Below are 23218 nucleotides of genomic sequence, written 5' to 3' on the forward strand. Positions count from 1 at the left end.
CAATTAAGCGCTGGAAAACGTCGTTTCACAATAGCCGCTTCACCATCAACCCCGTGGCGAGGGAGCAAGCTTATTCGCCACGGACCGTATAAATTTGAGGAAGCATAACGTGCAGCCCCCACGAGCAGGCTCGCTCCAATAGGAAATTGTTGGTGAGTCTTTGGTATGTTTTAAGACGGCGCGGCGAGCTTCCTCTAACCACAGACAGCAACCGACCAGGAACGGACACTTACGAATCCTAATCTCCAAGGTTTAGGGTTTCTACGAACTAAGGAATGATTCATGACTACTTCGATTCAGCATAAACACTGCATATGAAAGGTCACCGCAATCGTCAACCTGTGAAGCCGAATTACGAAGGCCCTAGGTCAGGTCGCGTTTTGCTTCTCGATTTGCGAGTGGGACGTGGTTTCGTGCTGCGAGAGAATTAAACCGGGAGCACTACACAAGATCGTGGACGATGAACTTACCGCGGAGCGAATCGCGAAGCGTTTCATTGATCTGGTGCACAATAATACCCAGCTCAGCCGGGCGTAATTAGCTCAGCGCAGTGGCTCAGGAGTTTGCACGGTTGGTGCATGTTCGAAAAGAAAAACCTTGTACCGGGCCGAATGGTGAAGCTTGTTTGAGCTCTAAGAGAGTCCTCGACATTGAGGACCTCAAGGACGCAGCTGACGCATTTAGCGAATGCAGCAGCAAGGTTAATGGACTTCTGCATGGATTTCTCAAGACCTATGTTCCTGCGTAAGCGCTGTGCATACTTTGACAATCGAACTGGAAGCCCTGTCAGCTATCAGCCTCTTGCCCGGTTACTTCTTCCCAATCGTAAATACTCGGCGCTCAAGTAGAAGCCGTGGTCGGCATGCTCGGTTAGAAAGGCTCCAGTGGATTGTCGTTAGATTGGATGTCTAAACAGTCGTCGCAGAGCCGAATTGTTCCTGGCCCAGCCACCGGAGGACTCACAAAGGCATAATCGCGAGCTGGATCATCTGCGCAAATGCTGCACACATCCGAGCTCCCCGCCGCTGTAATGGTCGCTTCTGTCATAGCCGCCTGTTTCGGATCCCAATCGCGTAGTGAAGCAAACCACTCAGATGAGTGTGGGCAGAGCAGTTTGCGAGGTACGGGCTCAAGCAGCCCTCTACGTTCCAGCCATGTGGTAGCCGCCTTAATGCGTCGGGCGTGAAAACTGGCCAAGCAGTCATATAGCTCCACCTGTAAGGCGAAGTACTTGCGAGGATGCTCTGCGTTTAAGCCTACATAGCGCCCGTGATTTAGAACAAAACGGTTTTGTCCTAACTTCTGGTCTGCGAGCAGCTCTTCGCAATATTTCCGTTTGTGCTCCTCCGAGGCATTGTGTCCCTCCATCAAAGCGACGTGGTATTGCCAGGAGCTTCTCTCAAATTCCTCATGCCACAACCCCAGATACCGTGAGGTTTGCAGGGCTTGCACCAAGTGCGCATCTCCCTCCCCATGCTCCATCAGATAGGCATCGATGTCGTTGAGTGACTCAATCTCAGAGAACAGTTTGCGCGCTTCCCGAAGCAAAACGTTGGTCGCGTCGCGCATAACCTGGACGTTGTCTAAATCTTCACGCCAGTAGGCCTCTTCTCCTGCGCTGAGGTTCCTAAGCACATCAGGCACCTTCACAAGCGCCTTACTCTTCTGGAGTTCTCCGGGGTGGCAAAAGTCAGCCTCCGACACTAGGTCTATGCCAGCACTACGGTAGGCTTGCGCTACCAAGCGTGAGCAGAACTGCCTGCGACCGGCCACGAAACCAGCCAACACACTCTTTGCTGCGCCGGCCTTGGTGTACCGAGTTCCAACCGCAGCCCTGGCGAAGGATATGACGGCGAGCAATTGATCAGTCGTCAGTGGCTTTACCGGTCGAAGTACATAACCAGAGCAGCCCGGTTCAAGAATGATCCGGGCAAGGTTGCGTGCATGAACGCCGTCGCCAGTAGAGTCGATCACGCTCGACTTACCCACACAGATCATGGCGTGCGAGATGTCCGCGCCAGTGATCTTTCGGATCGCTTGGCTCAGCCGCTCGGGGGTGGTCGTCAGAACAACATCGCCGGGCTGAATAAGGCTGGTGATGAATACTCTTGGCCGCAGTTCGGGTCCTTCATGATCACGACTCATATCGAAATTGCTCAGATGTAGGTTGGCCAGCTCCCGTCGCATTTATTGAGACGGCTCCCTAGTCACTGCGAGACTTTTGCCGCTTTGTCTTGTGCCCAATGAGTGGTGCCCTCCACCGCAGTTGCCGGGCCAGAAGCGAGCATCAAGGTCTGTAAAGGGAAGAGATCCATCAAGTCTGGAACACGGGCAAAGTCTTGTACCGTTTCGGCCCACTCGTAGTTGTCCTCGAAAGGGTAGTAATTAACGGCATGCACGAAGACCCCAAGCACTGTTGTGCCAGAAGCGTCGAAGCTGGAAATGTTGTCGACGTTCTTGTCCCGGCGTAGCTCCTCGATTTCCACCCCATCTCGAGTCTCATACCAGACGTGCACTACACCGGGCCGATCTGGAGGAATCTGGGTCACGCCATCATTGACCAAGCCCTTAAAGTGCTTAGAGCGTAGAGATAGCGACATCTCATTGTCACACCTCCATTGGGAGCCTACGCAACGGTCAACGTCTTTGAGAAACATGTTGAGAATGTCATTTTGCGTACCAGGTCGAATGACCCGAGCACCGATGGTCGCGATGCTTCGCTTTTCATTACTATCTATATCGCCGAACACCAGCAGCTCCTGCTGAGGGCTGCAGGCCCTGACAGAGAACGTCTTGTAGTGGCGCTTGAGGCTCATCTTATCGATAGCGCGGATTTTCCCGCTAATCGAGCCAACTCTCACTGTTTCCCCGCCCGCCTTGATAGCCCGGTCCGTCACCTTGATAACCTCGTCCGTTGACGCATCGGCGACCTGATTATGGAACGTTAGATCGATGATGCTCCACGGCGCGGTCTTGAGCATGTGATGGCTCAACTGAGCCCAGATGCTTGCCCAGGCCTCCTCCTCGGACCGCGAATACTTCGTTTGCTTATCCGCCCGCTTGCATTCAACGTAAAACTCCACCTCGCCCATTTTGACGAGCAGGTCTGGGGATCTCTTTTTCCCATTAGGCCAAATAATGCTGTTTTCGGGGATGAAGGAAACCTCGTAGCCATTCTTTAAGTAGAAAGAGGCGGTCAATAGCTCAAATAACTGCTTTTCTGGCTGATTGTTGTTCGCCAGCATCTTGTCGAGAACAGCACCTATGTTGGGCACGTTTTGAAGCTGATCAGCAACAGCGCCGATGGCCATAGCATAGGTGTAAACACGCCTGCTGCTATAGGGGGAGTCACTAAAAGGGAAATCATGGGCTAGGTATGACGCGAGGATGTACCAATCGATGTCATCGTCTGCTGGTATGAAGAGCTGGGACTCTATCGGCAACTTGATGTTGAAATTGGACTCCCTCTCTCGTATGCGTTTCACATAGGTGGCTTTGCGCTCAGCCCAGACATCTGTGCCGAGCCGATCCACAAGCATCTTGTAAAACGCTTTGATTCTTGCGCGCTCAATTTGATCGACATCATCCATGCGGTCTCTCCAATTGTGAGTAATGAGATTACCTTGAACAAATATCAAGCTGCCACCACTGAAATTAGATCAGCCATGGTATTGGCTTGAGCATCTCCCTCCAGGCCTTTCGGACAGCGCTGCGTGTCTTAGGATAAGGCATGTCCCAAACCAGAAAAGATTCAACATCAAAGAAAAGAACCAAAATAAAAATTAAGAACCAATTTTGACACAATGATTTCAAAATTGAATAATGGTTGCTCCTCCTCCGCTTCGAAGGAGCGTTACCTGAGTTGTTCCCTATGAACGATGTTGAAAAGCCCGAAACTGTCTCGTTCACGCTACGTAATCTGAGCAGCAGCCTGGACAAGACCATCGCCGCCGTCGCCAATACCCTTGGCAAATCGAAAAACGCCTTGATCCTTGAGACCCTGGAGCGGGAGTTCTACACCTACATCTCCACCTACGCCCGGTCGAATCTGCTGGTTTCGGCGATGGATGCCGAGCTGGCGAAAAAGTTCGGCATCGAGATTCTTTCGGAATGGTATGAAAGCGACCACACCATTCGGTACGACCGCTACCTCAGCGGCGAACTCAAACTGGACAGCATCGATAAGGTGGATGCTATGTTCAAGGCGAACCTCCCATTGCTTGAACTGCGTGCCAAGCAACTTATAGACAAAGGTTACTTCCGGCTGCCACGGGGCATCTCTTTGACGTTTGCCGTGTTCATTGAGATCGCCAAGCAAGATGAGGCTCTCGTTCACAAGATCTACAGAGGGGCGTTCGGCAACACTGAGGATTTCTACGCGTCCTTGAACGCAATACGTGCAGCCCTTTCGCTTCCAGATATCAAACCTGAATAGCCAATGCCCAGGGGGCTTCCCCCGTTAACCCGCGCATTCGTTCAGCTAACAAATGAACAAGGAAATATGACGCATGCTCCTCGATCACCTGAGTGAAATTACTGACAACCAGCACTACCTTGTAAAAACCAGCATTCATTACGACGAGTACCTACATGCGCTGAATAAAATCCTCAATTCGCTTCAGGCTAAGATAGGCGAGAACGCAGTCAAGCGTCTCATCCGAGAAAAATTGCAAGTTCGCGCCGGGGTTTTTAACGAGAGTCAATATATACAGGCTGCTTGCGAGCTAACAGCCATGAATGAATTTATCGACTACCCCAATGTGGCATTCGTCTACGAAGATAAAGTCACGTCGCCTAAAGATGTTGACTTCAGCGTAACTGTAAAAGGGGAAAAATATAATCTCGAAGTAAAATGCGCTTCTTATAAGGATGAAGTACGCCCCCCTGACGAAGTGACGCTTACCTTTTCAAACAGAATGCCCCATAACGCACTCCGCGAGCAGGCGCTTAAGGACGCGCGTGAGCGCTTAACGCCACAAGGCATCACAGTGAAAGAAGGGAAAAATCTAGATAACGTAATGAAGGATTTTCTGGAATCCACCCAAGCAAAAGTCAAGCAATGCAGAGTCGAAGACACCAACATATTAATTGTGTGCTGTCACAAAGAGATCGACATGCAACTGTGGCGTGGCTACCTGTTTGGTGAGGGTGGTTTTTTTACCGAAGACAGTCCAATTGGGCATGAACGCTTCGATCTCGTGGATTTTGTCCTGCTCACCAACATCTACAACCGGCATTTCAATTACTTCAATGACCTCAGGGTATCCAATCACTGGCGCCTTTCGTCCTCTTTCAATTTGTTGTACCCCAATAGATTTTCAAAGAAAAGCAAGTCCATAACCGTAGAAAATGGACGAAAAAAACTAAATGAGCTAAATGAAATATTTCCCAACCACAATGTAAAATTTGAAGAATTCTTAAAAAACCGGGACGATGTTCCTTCCGGAGAAAAGGAAGCAATGAAGCATATTCTCGGCGTTGCTTGGTACGCCGACAAATTCAAGACCAACAGTGTTTTCTATTTTCAACAGAGCTGAATCACGAAATCTTGCGTGATCAAAAGCATTATTCATTACAAACAAAACTACTTGAGCACCTCTAAATGGCCTCGACCCCTGACGTTTTCATTATTGAAACACTTAATCCTGACGATGAGGGCAATGGCCGCTTTGAAGGGGGTGTTATTTCTTCAGTCTTAAGGCTACACGAAAAAAACCCCATCTACCGTTATGTCAGGACACGACACCAGTTCATCGAAGCCGTTACAGAGTTCGGGAAGTCTGGATATCGGTACCTGCACATCTCTGCTCATGGGAACGAAGATGGATTGTTCACGACCAATCAGAATGAGATCGGCTATACGGATCTTGCAAAAATCCTAGAACCTCACCTGAAAAAACGTCGCCTGTTCCTATCCGCTTGCTCCATGATCCATGACAAATTTTTATCTGCACTTTTCTCTACTACAAAGTGCATCTCAGTCGTGGGCCCTCGTGAGGACATCTATTTTTCGGACGCAGCTGTCACTTGGCCTGCCATTTACCACCTTATGTTTTCAGAAAATACTGATCGCATGACTCGATCTCATCTCAAAGCACAGCTCGCCCACGTCCGCGCTCTTTTTAAAATCGATCTGGCTTATTACTCCAAATCAACCAAGAAAAAACGCGGCTATGCCCATAATCTCTAAGCTGATTGGCCCCCGGCTCTGACCGCTCCCCCTGCCCCAACCCCGCGCACACTCGCGCCAACAAGGGGCGATTTACGGTCAAACCTTTTGGCCATTTCGATCCCCTTTTGGCCTCTCCTGCCGTTCTCTGAAACGCCCCGCGCCGCAAGACTGTGTTTAACCGAATCAGCCTTGCGGAGAACAAAAAAATGCTGACGATCTACTCAGACGATCACCACCTGCACCACGGGCGCTGCGAGTTGATGGATGGGCAATTGATGCCCTGCTTCGAGATGCCGTCCCGGGCCGATCATGTGTTGGAGCGGGTCAAGGCGCAGGGGCTGGGGCCGGTGGAGGCGCCGCAGGATTTTGGCCTGGGGCCGATCCAGCGCATCCACAGTGCGGCGTACCTGGAGTTTTTCAAAGGTGCCTGGGACCGCTGGGCCAAGTACAACCGCGACGGTGATTTGTTGCCCTTTACCTGGCCGGCGCGAACGCTGCGCTCGGTCATCCCCACGAGCCTGCATGGCCAGTTGGGTTATTACAGTTTCGACGGCGGTGCGCCGATTACCGCTGGCACTTGGCAAGCGGCCTACAGCGCCGCGCAAGTGGCCCTCACCGCTCAGGCGGACATCCAGCGCGGCGCGCGCAGTGCCTTTGCGTTGTGCCGCCCGCCGGGGCACCACGCCGCCGGCGATTTGATGGGCGGTTATTGCTACCTCAACAACGCGGCCATCGCCGCCCAGGCCTTTCTCGACCAGGGCCATCAGAAGGTCGCGATCCTGGATGTGGATTACCACCACGGCAACGGCACCCAATCGATTTTCTATGAGCGCAGCGACGTGTTGTTCGCGTCGATCCACGGTCACCCGGAGGCGGAGTTTCCGTTTTTCCTGGGGTATGCCGACGAGCATGGCGAGGGCGAGGGCGAGGGCTTCAATTTCAACTACCCTTTGCCGGCCGGCTCCGGCTGGGACACCTGGAGCGCGGCGCTGGAGCAGGCCTGCGGGCAAATCCGGGGTTACGACGCCGATGTCATCGTCGTGTCCCTGGGTGTCGACACGTTCAAGGACGACCCCATCTCGCAATTCAAGCTCGACAGCCCGGATTACCTGGCGATGGGCAAACGCATCGCGGCGCTCGGCAAGCCGACGCTGTTCGTGATGGAAGGCGGCTACGCGGTGGCAGAAATCGGCATCAATGCCGTGAACGTTCTTGAAGGTTTCCAAAGCGCCCCATGAGGAATCACAGCATGAACAGACTCAAGCGTTTTATGGCTCCAGCCGTGTGCGCCGCGCTGCTTTGCGGCGCTGTCCAGGCCGAGGAGCGCACCTTGCGCGTCTACAACTGGTTCGACTACATCACGCCCAAGGCCCTGGAGGATTTCAAGGCGCAGAACAGCCAGGTCAAGCTGGTCTACGACATCTTCGACACCAACGAGGCCCTGGAGGCCAAGCTGCTGACGGGTAATTCCGGCTATGACGTGGTGGTGCCGTCCAACGTGTTCCTGGCCAAGCAGATCGAGGCCGGGGTATTCCAGCCCCTGGATCGCAGCAAGCTGCCGAACTGGAACCACCTCGATCCCAAGCTGATGAAGCTGATCGAAGCCAACGACCCGGGCAACAAGTTCGCCGTGCCCTACATGTACGGCACCATCCTGATCGGCTTCAACCCGGACAAGGTCAAGGCCGCCCTGGGCGACAACGCGCCGGTGGACAGTTGGGACCTGATCTTCAAGGAAGAGAACATCAGCAAGCTCAAGCAGTGCGGCGTGGCGCTGCTGGATTCGCCATCGGAGATCCTGCCCCTGGCCTTGCAGCACCTGGGCCTGGACCCCAACAGCAAGAAGCCGGCGGACTACGCCAAGGCCGAAGCGCTGATGATGAAGATTCGCCCGCACATCACCTATTTCCACTCGTCCAAGTACATGGCCGACATCGCCAACGGCGACATTTGCGTGGCCGTGGGTTACTCCGGCAGCTTTTCCCAGGCGGCCAACCGCGCCAAGGAGGCCAAGAACGGCGTGACGGTGGACATGCGCCTGCCCAAGGAAGGCGCGCCGATCTGGTTCGACATGCTCGCCATTCCCAAAGGCGCCGCCAACCCAGGGGACGCCTACACCTTCATCAACTATTTGCTGCAACCGCAGGTGATCGCGCCGGTCAGTGATTTTGTCGGCTATCCGAACCCGAACAAGGACGCGACCGAGATGGTCGACCCGGCGATCCGCAACAACCCCAACCTGTACCCGACCGAAGCGGCCATGACCACGCTCTACACCTTGCAACCCTTGCCACGGGATGCCGAACGGGCGCGGACACGGGCCTGGACGCGGATCAAGTCCGGCCAGTGAGTTCATCAAGCTAAACAGAAAACCTGTGGGAGCGAGCTCGCTCGCGAAGACGCCGGCACATTCAACATCACCGGCGCCTGATACACCGCTTTCGCGAGCAAGCTCGCTCCCACAGGCGTTATCCCCGCCACCTCCACGCCCCATACATAGTTACCACCTTCTCCGTTTTGAGCCGCCCTAGCATGGAAAACCCCGAGCGTTTCGCGCCGGGAACGCCATGGATCACAAGACAGGGAGACTCAGATGACATCTACGTCTATCACCAGGCCCAAAGCCGACCCCAAGGAAGCGGTATTCAATCAGTTACTCGCAGGGCCGACGTATCCGGAGGTCGCGTCCGTACTGTTGCGCGATGCCCTCAAGAAGCTCTACCCCACGCTCAACCTCGATCCGCACAACACTGTGGTCGGCGAGCCGGTCTGGGACATTGTCGATGACGAAATCGTGCGGCGCCCGACCCGCTACGAAACCCTCAGCGAGATGCTGGCCGGGCTGGTGAACGAAAAAAGCGACCCGGTGCTGCTGATCGAAGGCTTGCACTTCCTCACCCAGTTGCCGCTCACCCACCCCGAGGTGCATTTGCCGGTGCGCATCGACCAGATCGGACGCCTGCTCAACGAACTTGTGCCGGCCATGCTGACCGCCTGTCAGGAGCAGCAACTGGCGTATTGGAATGCGCCGCAGGGCGAGTCCGGCCCACTCTGGCATGAACTCTCCAACACCCTGCGCAAGGCCTGGGACGTCGGGCACGTCAAGGGCTGGACAGCGACTGAATGCGCCATGGCCAGGCAATTGTTCCATCACCCCGACCGCAAGGACCGTAAGGACAACGACCCTTATGACTCCCACGCGTATCTGATCGACATCGATAACATTGATGGGCCTGAGGTCAAACGCCTGGGTGACAATTCGCTCGTGGTGCTGATCGGCACCGTCGATAAAAAGGAAGTCATCCTGACGTACTCACTTATCAACGGTTATGAGAAGTTCGCTTCACGGCAGGATCTGGGGAAATCCTTGCCGTCTCATTTTGGCTCGATCACCTACCGGAAAATCCAATGGCGGCTGTACGAGCCCGACGGCAACATTTTCGATTACAAGGTCTGCGGGTTGATCGCCGGGCAAGTCGGGATCATCGGGACCTTTCCGCAAACATGGGCCACCTACGAAAGCACACCGGCCCCGGCCAACGGCGAAGAAGCGGACGAAGACGCGCTCGTGGCCTGGTTCCAGCGGCAAATGCCCGAGTGGTTGCTGGGGGCCTCGCCGTCCGACCAGATCCTGTTTGCCCAGCACATGAAAAGCCTGTCGATATTGAACCAGGTCCATGCCGGCAAAACCTACCTGGATGGAATTCCTCCCCTCAAGGAATACGCGTTAAACCGGCTGAAGCAGCAGATGGTCTCGGAGCATGCCGACGCCTCGAAGCTCGACCTGGAGGAAATCGAGATCGAGGTGCGCAGCCCCGTGGTCTGGGGCAGCTTCGTGGTGCCCGGCAAGATCGAGACCACCCGCTTCAGCCTCGTCGAGCTCGCCTTGCAAAACCTTATCGCCCTTCCCCTTGGCGACAAGATCGTCAAGTTCATGGACGACTCCGAGCTGCCCGACTGGATGACCGTCGAGTACGTCGAGAACCTCATCACCCAGGTCGACATCGGTCGTGTCTACCCCGAGCTGATCAAGCACAAACTGCTCGACGATCCGGCAGAGTCGAGCCGCCGCGAAAAGCTCTACACCTCCCAATTACGCATCCAGCTCCCGATGCTCGCGCTGGAATGCAAGATCCGTGGCCAGGGTCACCTGGACGACCGGGGCTACCGCTACGTCGCCGCACTGATGGCGCCCGAAGAAGCCAATCGCAAGGTGGACGGAAAAACCATCGTCCTGCGCAAACTGGCCTTCGTGCCCGAGCTGCAACTGGGCGACGCGGAGGATGTCGTGGCCAACATGTTCATCATCGGCTCCGAGGACTTGAGCGCCGGGCCCTGCTTGCTGTATCGCCCCATGATGGAGCCGCAGTTGAGCCAATACCCGGCGTTCAGCAACCTGTTGTACGCGATCAGGCAAACCCCTTCTTTGCGTCAATCGGTGCTGGCGTGGTTGCCCGATGGGGTGCGCGACGATTACGGCCGGTTCGTCTTTCCCGACGTGCTGCCCTCCCCTTGGAGCATCGTGGCGTTCGTGGCCGCCCCGTTGACTTCATTGGCCAATAGCGGCCCCGTCAGGTTGACTGACAAGACCCTTGGGGCGGACTTTCTGCCGCTGTTGTTCAAGGCCAATGCCGATGCCCTGGTGGAGTTGGCCGATCGGCAAGCGGTGTCCAACCGTGAAAATCGCTGGGAGACCTTCAAGCGGGCAGGCTGGTTGATTTTCAACCTGGCCTTGCCTTACCTCGGGACCACTGTCGGCACTGCAGTCTGGCTCTGGCAGATCATGGACGACATCGACAAGCTGACGCAGCGCAACGACGAAGCCAATCGCCCGGCCAAGTGGGAGGCGTTCGCCGATCTGTTATTGAACATCGCACTGGCGATCATCACCCACGCCATCGACCGCGCCAGGGCCGCCAGGAGTCCGCATCGGGCACAGGCACCGAAGGAGGTGCGCGAACTGGAGAGCCTGCCAAAACCCAAGCACGAACTGGTGATAGAACAGCTCGAACCGTTGTCGAGTACGGCGCAGCCGACCGAACACTACGAGGCCATCCGTTCCAGTGGCGCCTTGATGGGCCGGGCGAGGAAAAGCACCCGGCTCCTGGACGCCTTGAGCATCGACGAGCCCGCCGAGCCCGGACAACTCCAGGCCGAAGGCGCGCTGAAAGGGCTCTACGAACGAAGCGGGGACTGGTACGCAAAAATGGCGGGGAGTTGGTTCAAAGTAAAAGTCGAAGGCGAATCGGTCTCTATCGTCGATGGGAAAGATCCCACCCGCGAGGGCCCGCCCCTGATGAGCGATGCGCACGGCACATGGCATATCGATACGCGCCTGCGATTACGCGGCAGCGGCTCCAAAGGCGTCCGGCAAAAAGTCATCGCCGACGCGCAACGGCGCCGGATCGATCTGCTTGCCTCGCTGAACCGGTTCGAAGAAAAGAAGCCGCAGAACCAGAAACTGCTGACCATGCAAGCCAAGGAAATGGACGAGGCTGCGGGGCCAGCCAAGGAGATAAAGCGCGACGAATATATCGACCTGCTGAAAACACAGCGGGAAAACTACGAGAAGGCGTTGCGGACCTTGATGGAGTGGCCGCTCTTCCAGTCAAGGCCCGACTACCCGCGTACCCGGGTTGGCTACCTGAACGCGCAGGTCGATTTCACCTTCGCCGAGATGGAGGCGCTCCAGGAACGCTTCATCCCGGCCATGAGCAAGGCCAAGGGCATGATCACTTCCGGGGTCAAGGTGCTGGAGCAACAGCACATCGACGCCGCCGAGAGCATGATCAGCGTCGGTGACGACATGATCGAACGCCTGGACTACATGGAGACGCGCTTCACCGAGCTGAAGACCGTGGGGTACGAAGGCTTCGAGTTTGTCCGCCGGCACCGCAAGAAGATGCCACTCTACAAGGGCGCCGACCTTCGTATGATCAAGCTGGATATGTATCGCCATCTCTGCCTGTCGCTTGAAAGTGTCGAGTCGATGCCCGAGGGCTGGGAGGCGGTCAACCAGGTCGTGGATAACGCCACGGTGGCGTTCCAGAGCTTGCGCGACGCAATCGATGAACGAAGCGCGATCCGGCTGGACGAGCGAATCGATGCATTCGGCAGCCTGGCCGAACAGTTCGCCGCCATCGATGAACACCTCCAATACCTGGGTAACGAATACAAGGGCAGCGTGCGGCCGTTACAAATGGCTCGACTGCGCTCGGGGATCGCCACGCTGGAGCAATGGACGCTGCGCCACCTGGGGGCGGCCCTGGATGAGAGAAAGGATCGGCGCAGTTCGGGGTTGCCTTATGAGCAACGGCCCAGGCCCAGGAAGAAATTCATCCGGGCGCGTTTTTGGGGCCTGGTCAGTGGCGAGCCGCGCTTGTCCAGGTTGATGGAGGAAACGGACTGGGTCGATGTGAAAAACCCTTTCTCGGGAGAAATCATCGTCACGTTCCACCGCAAGGAAACCGGCGAATGGATCCCCCACGTAAAGCCCGATGCTGCACCGGCTGCCGTCCCGGCATTGAATATCAGCGTCGCGAAGGGCAATGACCTGATCAATGGCTTGGCGGCGTTCAAGGCGCAGATCGAAGAAACCGCAAAAAAACCCGACCAAACGCCCGCCGGTCTCGGCATGATCCTCAACGCCCACGCCGGCAGGCTGGAGAAAATCAGCACGGCGATCAAAAAAGCACTCGAGCAGGCGCAAGGCGTAACTTCCAACGAAACGTTCGAACTGCCGGCAGAGCAACGACGCGCGGCCGAAACCTTGCGTGCGCAACTCGAAAGAGAATCAAGCGCCCTTTACATCCTGGGCTTCGACACGGTCTTGAATGTCATCAAACAACGCCCGCCGACCATGAGCAGCATCCTGTGGCTCAAGAGCCGGAACCAGATTTCCATCACCCGGCAAAAGACCCGACAACGCATCAAGACCCCGCCCTACGGCTATCTCGACCGCTACGAGATCAAGGACGTGAAGAGCAATAAAACCCTTTGGTTCGCGGATTTCCGTTACTCGACAAACTGGGTCCCCGCCTACGCATTTCTTTCTGCACGCTTGAAAACCATCGAGCAAGCCAGTCAAGAAACCCTCGATGTCGAAGACACCCAGTCCCTCACCCAGCGTCAACTGGTCGACCATTACCGCAGCGAAATTGCCGTGGACCAGGCCAAGGAAGTGTTCTTTCAAAAAGCCCGCTCATGAACCCAATGCGGTTCATTTAAGAAAAATGATGGACCTGTGGCGAGGGAGCTTGCTCCCGCTCGGCTGCGAAGCAGTCGTAAACCGGCGGGTGCGGTGTGTCTGATGCTGCGCATTTGGCAGGTTTTGGGACCGCTTCGCGGCCCAACGGGAGCAAGCTCCCTCGCCACGGGTTTGTCGATTGCCTTAAGTGAACCGTATTACGGTCATGCACCCGGGGCGTCAGAGCCTCCAGGCTTGGGCCAGGCTCGCCAACGCGGTCGCGATCGCCGTGGGCGGGACTGCGGCGAATCCCAGCACCAACCCGCCGTGGATAGGCGTGGTGGTGCTGGGCAACCAGTAGCTGCTCAAACCATTGACTTCGACCCCCGCCGCCGTCGCCTGGGCGATCAGTTCGCGTTCCCGGGCGAGGCTGTCCACCGGCACCGTGACATGCAGCCCGGCCACGACGGTCGGCAAGCTGCCAACCCCTGGAATGTCTTTGGGCCAACCCGCCAGCAGCGCGTCTCGTCGGACCAGCGCGGCCCGCCGCATGCGCCGGATGTGCCGTTGGAAATGCCCGGCGGCCATGAACTCGGCCATTACCGCCTGGGTGCTGACTTCGGAATGGCGTACGTCCACGGCGCGACGCCGGGCGAAGGCGTTCACCAGGCCCGGCGGCAGCACCAGGTAGCCCAGGCGCAAGGCCGGGAACGCCACTTTGCCGAACGTACCGACGTAGAGCACCCTCCCCTGGCGATCCAATGCCGCCAAGGGCGCCAAGGGCGCGCCGCTGTAGCGATACTCGCCATCGTAGTCGTCCTCGACGATCCAGCCGTTGTTGCGTTCGGCCCAGGCCAGCAGTTCCAGGCGCCGTGGCAGGCTCATGACCACCCCGGTCGGGTATTGATGGGACGGGGTGACGTAGGCCAGCCGGCAATGGCTCAACCCACCGAGCGCCGTGCAATCCAGGCCATCGCCATCGACCGGCACGCCTCTGACGTCGGCACCGGCGACGGCGAACGCATGCCCGGCCGCTCGATACCCGGGATTTTCCACCGCCACGACGTCGCCCGGGTCCACCAGCAGCTGTGCACAAAGGCTGATGCCCTGCTGTGCGCCACTGGTGATCACAATTTGTTCAGCCGTGCAGTGCAGCCCCCGGGAGCTGCGCAGGTAAGCGGCGATCAGCCCGCGCAAGCGCGCATCCCCTTGAGGGTCGCCATAACACAACTGCTGCAGATCCGGTTTGCGCCAGAAAGCCGCGTTCAGCTTGGCCCAGACGTCGAAAGGGAACAGATCGAACGCCGGCACACCGACCCTGAACGCTCGCGGCGGGCCACTGGGCGGCTGGGGTAAATGGTGGTTTTCGACACGATTCAATGCATCGCTGTGGATAACTTTACTGGATGGAACCACAGGCAAATCCAGCCAATCTGTGGATAAGGCTGTGGGTAAGCCTGTTGAAAACCCTGTGGATACTTTTGTGGATATGTTTTTCAGCGGCAGGGTCGGCGAGGACAGTTTCGCCACATAGGTGCCGTCCCCTACCCGCCCTTCGATGAAGCCCTCGGCGTAGAGCTGGTCGTAGGCCCGCACCACGCTGTTGCGCGAGATCGACAAGGCCGCCGCCAGGTCACGGCTGGCCGGCAGGCGCGTGCCGCTGGCCAGGCGTCCGTCCAGCACCCGGGTGCGCAACGCCTGGTAAAGCTGGCGGCTGAGCCCCTGGCGGCGGTCCAGCTCGATGCCGGCAGGGTTGAACGACAGTGGCGGCACGACGTTGTGCATGACAGCCCTCGCGAATGGACCTATCGAATTGGCCGGAAGTGGCTCTTACAACAGACCAATAGCCTGCCTAGGATGCTCGCATTCGCCAAGGAAAATCATCATGTACACCCCCAAAGCCTTTGCCGTCGAAGACTTGCCCCAATTGCACCAGATGATGGGCGATTGCCGCCTGGCCGTGTTGGTCACCCACGGTGAACACGGTTTGCAGGCCAGCCATCTGCCGCTGTTGCTGGACACGCAACAGGGGCCGAACGGCACCCTTTACGGGCACATGGCCCGGGCCAATCCACAATGGCAAGACTTGGAAGCCGGCGCCGAGGCCCTGGTGATATTCGCCGGTGCCGAGGCCTACGTCAGCCCGGGTTTCTACCCGAGCAAGGCCGAACACGGCAAAGTCGTGCCGACCTGGAACTACGTGGCCGTACACGCCTACGGCAGCGCGGAGGTGTTCAGCGACGCGCAGCGCCTGCGCAACCTGGTCGGCGCCCTCACCGACCGCCACGAAACCGCTCGCGAGCAGCCGTGGAGAATCGACGATGCACCGCCGGAGTACATCGACAGCATGCTCAAGGCCATCGTCGGCTTCGCCCTGCCCATCCAGCGCCTGGAAGGCAAGCGCAAGCTCAGCCAGAACCGCAGCCCCGCGGATGTCGCCGGGGTACGCAACGGCCTTGCCGCCAGCCCCGACCCGCAGGACCAGACGCTCGCGCGGCTGATGCCTGATCCATCGTCCAAGGAGTGAATATGAGCCAGATTGAAATCCGCCGCGTCAGCGCCAACGATCACGCCGCGTGGCTGCCGCTGTGGCAGGCCTACTTGCGTTTCTACAACACCGAGCTGCCGGACGCGGTCAGCCAAAGCACCTGGCAGCGCTTGCTCGACGACCGCGAGCCCACCCACGGCGCCCTCGCCTGGAACGGCGACACGGCAGTCGGCCTGGTACATTTCATCTACCATCGCTCGAACTGGAGCATCGAAAACTCCTGCTACCTGCAAGACCTGCTGGTGACAGAACAGAGCCGTGGCACCGGTGTGGGTCGCCAGCTCATCGAATTCGTCTACGCCACTGCCAAGGCCGATGGCTGCTGCAAGGTGCACTGGTTGACCCACGAAACCAACGCCACGGCGATCCAGCTGTACGAGCGCATCGCCGAGCGCCCAGGCTTCATTCAATTTCGCAAAGCCCTTTAAGGAGCACCCCATGTCGTCTTCACTCGCTGATTGGAAAGGTGTCCCGGCGCCGTCTGCGCAGTTGCTCGAAGGGCGTTTCATCCGCCTGGAAAAACTCGATCCGGCGCGGCATGCCGACGGCCTCTGGCAAGCCCTCGAAGGCCCCGGGGCCGACCCGAAGCTCTGGGATTACTTGCCCTATGGCCCGTTCAAGGATCGCGGCGCGTTCGATGCCTGGCTGAACAACCACGCCGCCAACACCGACCCGTATTTCTTCAGCGTGATCGACCGCGCCAGCGGCGAGGTGCAGGGCATTCTCAGCCTCATGTCCATCGTCCCGGCCCAAGGCCGCATCGAGATCGGCCACGTGACCTTCGGCGCACCGATGCAGCGCTCGCCGAAAAGCACCGAGGCGGTCTACCTGCTGGCCAAGGAGTCTTTCGCCCTGGGTTATCGCCGGCTGGAGTGGAAGTGCAACAACGGCAACGCTCGCTCCAAATACGCCGCCGAGCGGCTGGGGTTCACGTTCGAGGGTGTGTTCCGCCAGCATATGGTGGTCAAGGGCCAGAACCGCGACACCGCGTGGTACTCGATGCTGGATTCGGAATGGCCGGCCATTGGTGCCGGGTTCGAGCGCTGGTTGAGCGAGGAGAACCAGCGCGAAAACGGGCAGGGGCGCGGTTTGGTGGAGTGCCGGTCCTAGGTCCGATGCCGGCCACTTGCCCCGTGGTTGGCTGTAATCCAAAAACCTGTGGCGAGGGAGCTTGCTCCCGCTGGGGTGCGCAGCAGCCCTAGAGTCTGCCGCCTCGGTGCGTCAGGTTGATTGCGTCCGGCCTTTTTGGGGCTGCTGCGCAGCCCAGCGGGAGCAAGCTCCCTCGCCACGGTTTTTATCTGCGCCACGCCACAACCCTGTGGCGAGTGGTATAAGGACGGCATTGCCCACTTTATCCGGGAGGCGCCGTTGGTCGGCTTTCTCCGGCCAGGTGATCGATGGCTTCCTGCAGATGCTCACCCCCTTTGTCGACCAGTGGGTGGAGCTCAGTGCCATGGTCGATCACGCTCGCAAACAAGGGTTTCATGGATGAAGATCAAGACTTATCAAGGCGGCTGTCTATGCGGTCGCATCCGTTTCGTTGCCAAAGGGGAGCCGCGCTTTCCCCACACCTGTTCTTGCGGAATGTGCCAGCGCCACTCCGGCGGTCTGACACTGTGCTGGGTCGAATACGACAAAGACGCCGTGGAGTGGGTTGGAGAAGGGGGCATGCCGGCACTGTACCCGTCATCGGAGCAGTCAAACCGAGCGTTTTGCCCAACCTGCGGCAGTAGTCTTGGGGCTATCGACAATGCCCCGACCATCGGCTTGTTGCTGGGGGTATTTGACGCGAAGGGCGACAAGGCGCTGCGACCGACTTCCCATTCGTTCACCTCATCCCGCCCTCGCTGGTGGAAAATTGATCCCCAGCCTTGAACGGCCGACGGGTCTGTGGCGGCCAGGCATAAGGAGCACGCATCTCCCAAGCCATTCACCCGGTGATCTACAAATGCTCGGAAAGATCCGCCGGAGGCTTTCTCGAAATCATGACGCCTATCCCGCGTCGCCACCCCGGTGACGACGACCGGCCCCAGTGCAGGCCCTCTACGCCAGTCTCTGGGGCGAGCTGCGGCAATGGCCGGCAAGCAAGACCACCAGCCTTCAGGGCAAATGATTGAGTCCAGCCTGATGAATGATCGCCACCGTGCATCCATTCGCGGTGGCGACCGTTCAAGACGGCCTGTCAGGACTCAGGCGGTTTCCTCGTGGCCAGGAATGGCTCGAGCACCTCGGGCGTTACCCCTCTTCGGGCATACGGCCAGGCCCATTGCGGTATGGCCCCATGGGCATTCACATAACTGGCGAAATTCAGCCGGCTGTGCCCCACGCCTCCCCCTGAAAAATCGAAATTGTAGAGGAAGTACTGGGCTTGCCTGTCGCTCATGCTGTAGGCATCCAAAATCAGCCGATGGGCCCGAGCCTCGTCCTGGGTCAGGCTGTCGATCAAGGTGCTCGTGAACGTTAACTCGGTGTCGAGCGAACCGGGTCGGCCCAGCACGAACCGGATGTTGTCGTTTCTGAAGTGCGGCCCGGTGAGATCCAGCCAAATGCTCCGGGCGCTTGCGCGCGTGATCCCGCGCATGGCGAGAATGGACGACCACAGGTCCGGTCTGTCGAACAGGACAGCGATCCGGCTATTGGAAAACGGCTGGCCCGGCGCACTGAACAACCTGGCGACAGCAGACAAGTCGCTGTCCCTGACGTACCGGGCCTCCAGGATAAAGCCGGAGAACTCCAGCAAAGCCTTCAGATGCGTGAACAGGTTTTGCAGATTCCAATCATCGAACGGCTGCATCCAACGGATATCAACGCTGCCGTACAACTCCAATTCGTCATAACGGCCCGTGAGATATTGGGCAATGAGTTCAAGCCGCGCATCGGATAAGCCGGGGGTGCGTATCCATTGCGCAAGCAGGTTCAAGGGGAACAACCCGCCCAGGTTGGAAGCGATCAAGGGGGACTTGAGCAGGATGTTCGCCCGCCTCGACAAGATAGGGAATCGTTGGAGGGCGACGGTCAGCAGGTCCACCAGGTCCTCGGCCCTGTCGTATTGGATGAATTGCGCCAACAGATCTTCATCGTCGAACAGGCTGCGGCCGGTTTCCTCCTTAAACCTTGTCCCGACCTTCTTCAAGTCCTCGCTGTCCACCAGAAAGGCACCGTTGAGCGTGTTTTCGAGCTGCTCTTCGGTGAGATGACCATGCACGGCCTGGTCGTAGCGGACGTACGCCAGGCTGTTCTTGGGGTGGTGATCGGTCAGGTCCCGGGCCCTGACCCCGTATTCGAGCATGATATGGATCACGTCCTGGGAGAACATGAGGAATTCATTGTTGAGCAGTTCGGCCACTTCCGTAGGCTCGACAGGCGCCAGCAGCGTGTCCTCGAAAAAGCTCCGCAGGGACTGATCGTTCTGGGTGTAGTAGGGAATGCTGCTCAGCACCGGTCGCCCCGGCGTCCGGGGAGACAGGAAGCTGCCGATGTGGCGCAGTATTTCCGGCGGCAAGGCGGCGTCCGATGCCCGGTTCAACACCCTGCGCGCCATGTCGTCTGCATGCAGGTGCAAGAGCCTCAGCAGCGGTTGAAACAGGTTATGTGGGTTGCGCATCCCGTAGACAATCTGACTCAGGTCGAATACCGCCCCCTCGCCCAACAGGTTCTCCAGGGGACGGGCATTGTCGGCGAGCGCCTGCTGCAACCCGGTGGGCTGCGTCACCAGGTAATTGTTGAGCTCCGGGTGCTGATCGATGTAGGCGGCGGCTTCATTGCGCAATCCCTGCATCGAAAACGTCGGCTGCGTCTGCCCGTCGTTCAAGCCCCGCGCAAGCGCATTGAAGAAGCAATCGCCGTCGGCCGCGAACGTGACGTCCGTATTGTCAGCCAGCCTCAATGTGTAATGGTTTTCCTCCGTGCGTAACAGCACCACGTCCGTGCTTGATCTAAGCGGATGCGCGCCCGATGGGTAGCTGCTTTCGTACTGCCCTGGAGTGAAACGTACGGTCCAATCCCGCTGCCCATGGCGTCGGTCGATGATCAGCAAGCTGCGATTTCGCGGCCAACTCGCAATGCGGGTGATAAACGAAGGTACCAGTTCCATGATCTGGACGTCCCATACCCCTGGCGTACGGATCAGGTCGGAAACAGCGCGAAGCGAGGGTGCCGGTCGCTTGGGGTCTGAAGGGCCCGGCTGGGGAGAGCCTTGCGACGACCGTTTGCCTCCGCCCAGGCCAGAGCCTACGGCGCGCCACTCGCCATCGGGACCACGGGCCACCGTGCTCCTCATCACCCCACTGGAGCGGATGCTCAACCCCGTGGCCGGGTTGACGATGGTGGCCTCGGTGGCCTTGAGCGACGTATGGTCATGCACCCGGAACACCGTCCCATCGGGTTGCCGTACATACACCTGGCGCGTGACGCCGCCCGTGGCGCCCTCGGTGATGGTGGGGCGATAGAAGCCCTGGGCATCCGCTGGCACCCCATGGAGCAACGCGGTATCCGTCACGGCATAACGACGATACAGCGCGTCCTCCAGGGGCAATCCGAACGGCGCTTCAGTCGGGTTCTGCCGAGCCGCTACCGGCAGGAAAGTCCCCTGGCCTCGCACCTTGAATGGCACGCCACCGAGGCCTGGCGACCGCCGGGTGTTCGCCACCGTGTGCACGAACACCAGCGTATCCAGGTGCATGGGCACGGCACCGGTCTTGAGCACCAGCAAGCCCGTTTTGACGGCACGCGTCAGCATCTGGAAACCGGGGATAAGCAGCAGGCCAGCCAGGTCCATGACCAGCTCCACCACCATCATCGCCAGTCTCAAGGCAGTTTGGTGGCTGATATCCCGGTTGCTGTTGGAGCGATGATCGGCATGGGCACTGTGGAAATTGACGTGGGCCCGGTGAAAGTCCTCGAGGAAATGGCCACTGATCAGGAACCCTCGAACCAAGGGGCGACCGCGATATTGCCCCAACGCACGCTTGATCTCCTCCGGGTCGAGGATGGACATGCGCGAACGGAAATACGTGCGCCATTCTTCTTGTTGCAGCAACCCCGTGACGCCGTCGCTCAGGTCCGAAAATTCATGGAAGTCATCGCCATGAGGGCTGTCCGGGAAATAGACGCCCACGGTTCCCGTAATCTGCGGCCCCGGCTGGTCTGAAAGAATCAGCACGCCATCGATGCTGATCGCGTTGCCCATCGTGCCATGCTGCAAGCCGACGGTGCCGCCCAAGAGAAGGCCATAAACGCGCACGCTGCGCCCGCCGACCGATGGGCGCTTGGCGGCGGTGGGCGATTGCAGCACCGCCTCCAGCCAGCCCGCGACCAGCTTCTGCACCTTGGGTGAGCTGGCGTCGGGATTGATCACGGTCGTCTTGAACACGTCGTCGCCCCGGAGCCCGGCCACGTAGCCTTTGAACGCCAGGTTGGCCAGGTACGCCGCCTGCCAGGCCGCCTTGTATTGCGGCGCGTTCATTTGTTCGCGAAGCAGGATTTCATAGCGGCCACCGGCATCGATGCTCGACACCATCCGGGCCAGTTCGCTCCCGGTCACCGTGATCAGGAAACCGCTTGTCGGGTGCCGGACACGCTGGCCATGCCGATCGACCAGGTCAACGGCCAGCACTTCTCTCATCGCGTTCGGGTACTTCGGTGCACGCAGATTATCGAGCATCAATTGCGTCAGGCTGCTGGTCCGGGACTGCCTCGGGTTGGCCCGGTCGCCGAAGAACAGCTCGACCATGGTCCGGTCCGGATCCGGTTCTATGCGCGGGTGGATGCTTTGCTGAAGGTACTGCCGGATCTTCTGGCGAGTGAACTGCACCAGCGTCGGGACACCGCTGCCCAACGCGTAGACGGCCTGGAATACCCGATCTTCGAGATGGCGATAGCGGGCCTGTTCGGCCAGCGTCGCGGCTGTATAGAAACCCGGGCGACGATTTTCCACCAAGGTTTCCTGGCGGGCTGCCAGCGGCCCGGCCAGTGACAACATGGGCAAGCCAAGAGCAGCTTCCGCCCGTTGGGCAAAGACATCCACCGGCACCGTTGCGTTGTCCGGCGCAGTCAACACCGCCTCCAGGGCGGCACTTTGCATCTGCAGCAAGTCCACTGCCGCCACCTCGAACACATGCCCGGTCAGTTCAGAGGACATATCCCGGATCGAGCGTTCCTGGCCCTCGTGGAGCGGACGGACGTTGTCGACCAGGTCCTGGAAAGCATGAAATCGCTGCAGCCCGCGCTCCAGGGAATACAGGAACAACGAGGGCCGATCAGTGAACTTGATCACCATTGCCGCAGGCCATTTCTGCGGCGAAACCGTGCCCTGGTCGAGCAGGACGGCATAGACATGGGGAATGGGCGCCCGTAGCAGCCGGTTCCTGTCAGCCTGGGAAGGATGGGTGGTGATGATGTCCAGCAGGCGATCGTCATCGGCCTGCTGGATTCGCGCGGCTTGGCTGAGTGGAGCGGCAGGATCCCGATCGGCTTTATACAAGTTGAACAGGTGCAGGAATCGTTGGGAAAGCAATTGGGCGAGGACCGCTTCAGCCGTGGACGGTGCGGTCGCCTCGCTGGCGTCGCCCCGGTTCTTGCCCAGGCGAAAGCGCGCCAGCTCGTCACGGAACTGACGTATTACCCGCTCGTTCGCGGTGGGCCGGGGAAAATGGAACACCGACTCCAAGGCCCGTCGCATCTGCGCGTCCGGTTGCCGGGCGAATACGCTGTCGGCCTCCTCCAGCGAGTCCGGACGGGTGAAGAAGCCGACGCCACCGTTCGTGAAGTCAGGCGCGGTGTCGCTGAGCAAACCGTTGTGCAGGACATCGGTGAAACGCTCCGAGGACGTCAGGGCGCGGCCACCGGCCTGGTCCGTGGTAAAGCGGTTCACGTAGCAGTTATCCGGATCGATATCCGCGAGCAGCGATGGGCGGAATCTGTCGGCGGGAATCTTCGCCTTGAGCAGGCTGACCAGCAGGTTCCCAAGCACCCCGTCGAACGTGGGAAGGCCTGCAAACAACCGGGTGAGTTGAATCTGGTTGTTGTCCAGCAACTCCAGTTGCCTGAGTTGCACCCTTGCCTGGGCGCTGAGCGGCTCGCCCTGGGGGACGACGGCGTTGGCCGGGTCGCCTTTGGAGAAAGTAGCCATCTGAATGGTCCGGTTCTGATTGAAGAATCCGGACCCTATCGCGCCGTTCGACCCGAAACGGCATACATATGTATGGCCTGGCTACGTCGTTCAACGAAAAACGTAATCGCGGATGTCGCTCAGCTAAGCCACAGCCCCGTGGGAGCAAAGCTTGCTCGCGATTGCTGGGCACGAGCCAGTACA

Annotated in this window: 14 protein-coding genes; 10 read left to right on the plus strand and 4 right to left on the minus strand. The window is 58.6% G+C overall.

Annotation, left to right across the window (positions count from 1 at the left end; all coding sequences use genetic code 11):
- Positions 1-870 precede the first annotated feature (870 nt).
- Both IB266_RS15985 and IB266_RS15990 read right to left on the minus strand, forming a co-directional pair.
- Entirely contained in the window at positions 871-2187 is a 1317-nt protein-coding gene (locus tag IB266_RS15985; protein WP_225613555.1) for a YiiX/YebB-like N1pC/P60 family cysteine hydrolase, read from the minus strand.
- A 20-nt stretch (positions 2188-2207) separates the two neighbouring features.
- Positions 2208-3590 (minus strand): hypothetical protein, encoded by a 1383-nt coding sequence (locus IB266_RS15990; protein ID WP_192261748.1) that lies wholly within the window; start codon positions 3588-3590, stop codon positions 2208-2210.
- Between the two features lie 281 nt (positions 3591-3871).
- Between IB266_RS15990 and IB266_RS15995 the strand changes: the two genes are divergently transcribed.
- From IB266_RS15995 to IB266_RS16020, 6 genes are all read left to right on the plus strand, one after another.
- Positions 3872-4435 (plus strand): hypothetical protein, encoded by a 564-nt coding sequence (locus IB266_RS15995; protein ID WP_192261749.1) that lies wholly within the window; start codon positions 3872-3874, stop codon positions 4433-4435.
- Positions 4436-4508: 73 nt separating this feature from the next.
- Positions 4509-5537: a hypothetical protein gene (locus IB266_RS16000; RefSeq protein ID WP_192261750.1), complete on the plus strand. Its 1029-nt coding sequence runs from the start codon at positions 4509-4511 to the stop codon at positions 5535-5537.
- A 65-nt stretch (positions 5538-5602) separates the two neighbouring features.
- Positions 5603-6190 carry a hypothetical protein gene (locus IB266_RS16005; RefSeq protein ID WP_192261751.1) on the plus strand — a complete coding sequence of 196 codons (588 nt, stop codon included), beginning with the start codon at positions 5603-5605 and terminating at the stop codon, positions 6188-6190.
- Between the two features lie 188 nt (positions 6191-6378).
- On the plus strand, positions 6379-7410 hold the full coding sequence (locus IB266_RS16010; protein ID WP_192261752.1) for a histone deacetylase family protein: 1032 nt from the start codon (positions 6379-6381) through the stop codon (positions 7408-7410).
- 11 nt (positions 7411-7421) lie between these two features.
- Positions 7422-8522: a polyamine ABC transporter substrate-binding protein gene (locus tag IB266_RS16015; RefSeq protein ID WP_192261753.1), complete on the plus strand. Its 1101-nt coding sequence runs from the start codon at positions 7422-7424 to the stop codon at positions 8520-8522.
- 243 nt (positions 8523-8765) lie between these two features.
- On the plus strand, positions 8766-13379 hold the full coding sequence (locus IB266_RS16020) for a dermonecrotic toxin domain-containing protein (protein WP_192261754.1): 4614 nt from the start codon (positions 8766-8768) through the stop codon (positions 13377-13379).
- Between the two features lie 219 nt (positions 13380-13598).
- Here the strand turns inward: IB266_RS16020 and IB266_RS16025 are convergent, their stop codons facing one another.
- Positions 13599-15143 (minus strand): PLP-dependent aminotransferase family protein, encoded by a 1545-nt coding sequence (locus IB266_RS16025; RefSeq protein WP_192261755.1) that lies wholly within the window; start codon positions 15141-15143, stop codon positions 13599-13601.
- A 100-nt stretch (positions 15144-15243) separates the two neighbouring features.
- Here IB266_RS16025 and IB266_RS16030 point away from each other — a divergent pair, with 100 nt between their 5' ends.
- The 4 genes from IB266_RS16030 (at position 15244) to IB266_RS16045 (ending at position 17781) form a co-directional block, all read left to right on the plus strand.
- The gene (locus IB266_RS16030) at positions 15244-15885 is read left to right on the plus strand and encodes an FMN-binding negative transcriptional regulator (protein ID WP_192261756.1); all 642 of its coding nucleotides are present in this window, start codon (positions 15244-15246) and stop codon (positions 15883-15885) included.
- Positions 15886-15887: 2 nt separating this feature from the next.
- On the plus strand, positions 15888-16334 hold the full coding sequence (locus IB266_RS16035; protein WP_192261757.1) for a GNAT family N-acetyltransferase: 447 nt from the start codon (positions 15888-15890) through the stop codon (positions 16332-16334).
- Between the two features lie 10 nt (positions 16335-16344).
- Positions 16345-17016: a GNAT family N-acetyltransferase gene (locus IB266_RS16040; protein ID WP_192261758.1), complete on the plus strand. Its 672-nt coding sequence runs from the start codon at positions 16345-16347 to the stop codon at positions 17014-17016.
- 378 nt (positions 17017-17394) lie between these two features.
- The gene (locus tag IB266_RS16045) at positions 17395-17781 is read left to right on the plus strand and encodes a GFA family protein (RefSeq protein WP_192261759.1); all 387 of its coding nucleotides are present in this window, start codon (positions 17395-17397) and stop codon (positions 17779-17781) included.
- A 307-nt stretch (positions 17782-18088) separates the two neighbouring features.
- Here IB266_RS16045 and IB266_RS30725 read toward each other — a convergent pair whose 3' ends face one another.
- Complete coding sequence (locus tag IB266_RS30725) at positions 18089-23035, minus strand: OTU domain-containing protein (RefSeq protein ID WP_225613556.1); 4947 nt, start codon at positions 23033-23035, stop codon at positions 18089-18091.
- Positions 23036-23218 lie beyond the last annotated feature (183 nt).

This window comes from Pseudomonas sp. Pdm06, assembly GCF_014851795.1.
Lineage (GTDB): Bacteria > Pseudomonadota > Gammaproteobacteria > Pseudomonadales > Pseudomonadaceae > Aquipseudomonas > Aquipseudomonas fluorescens_AA.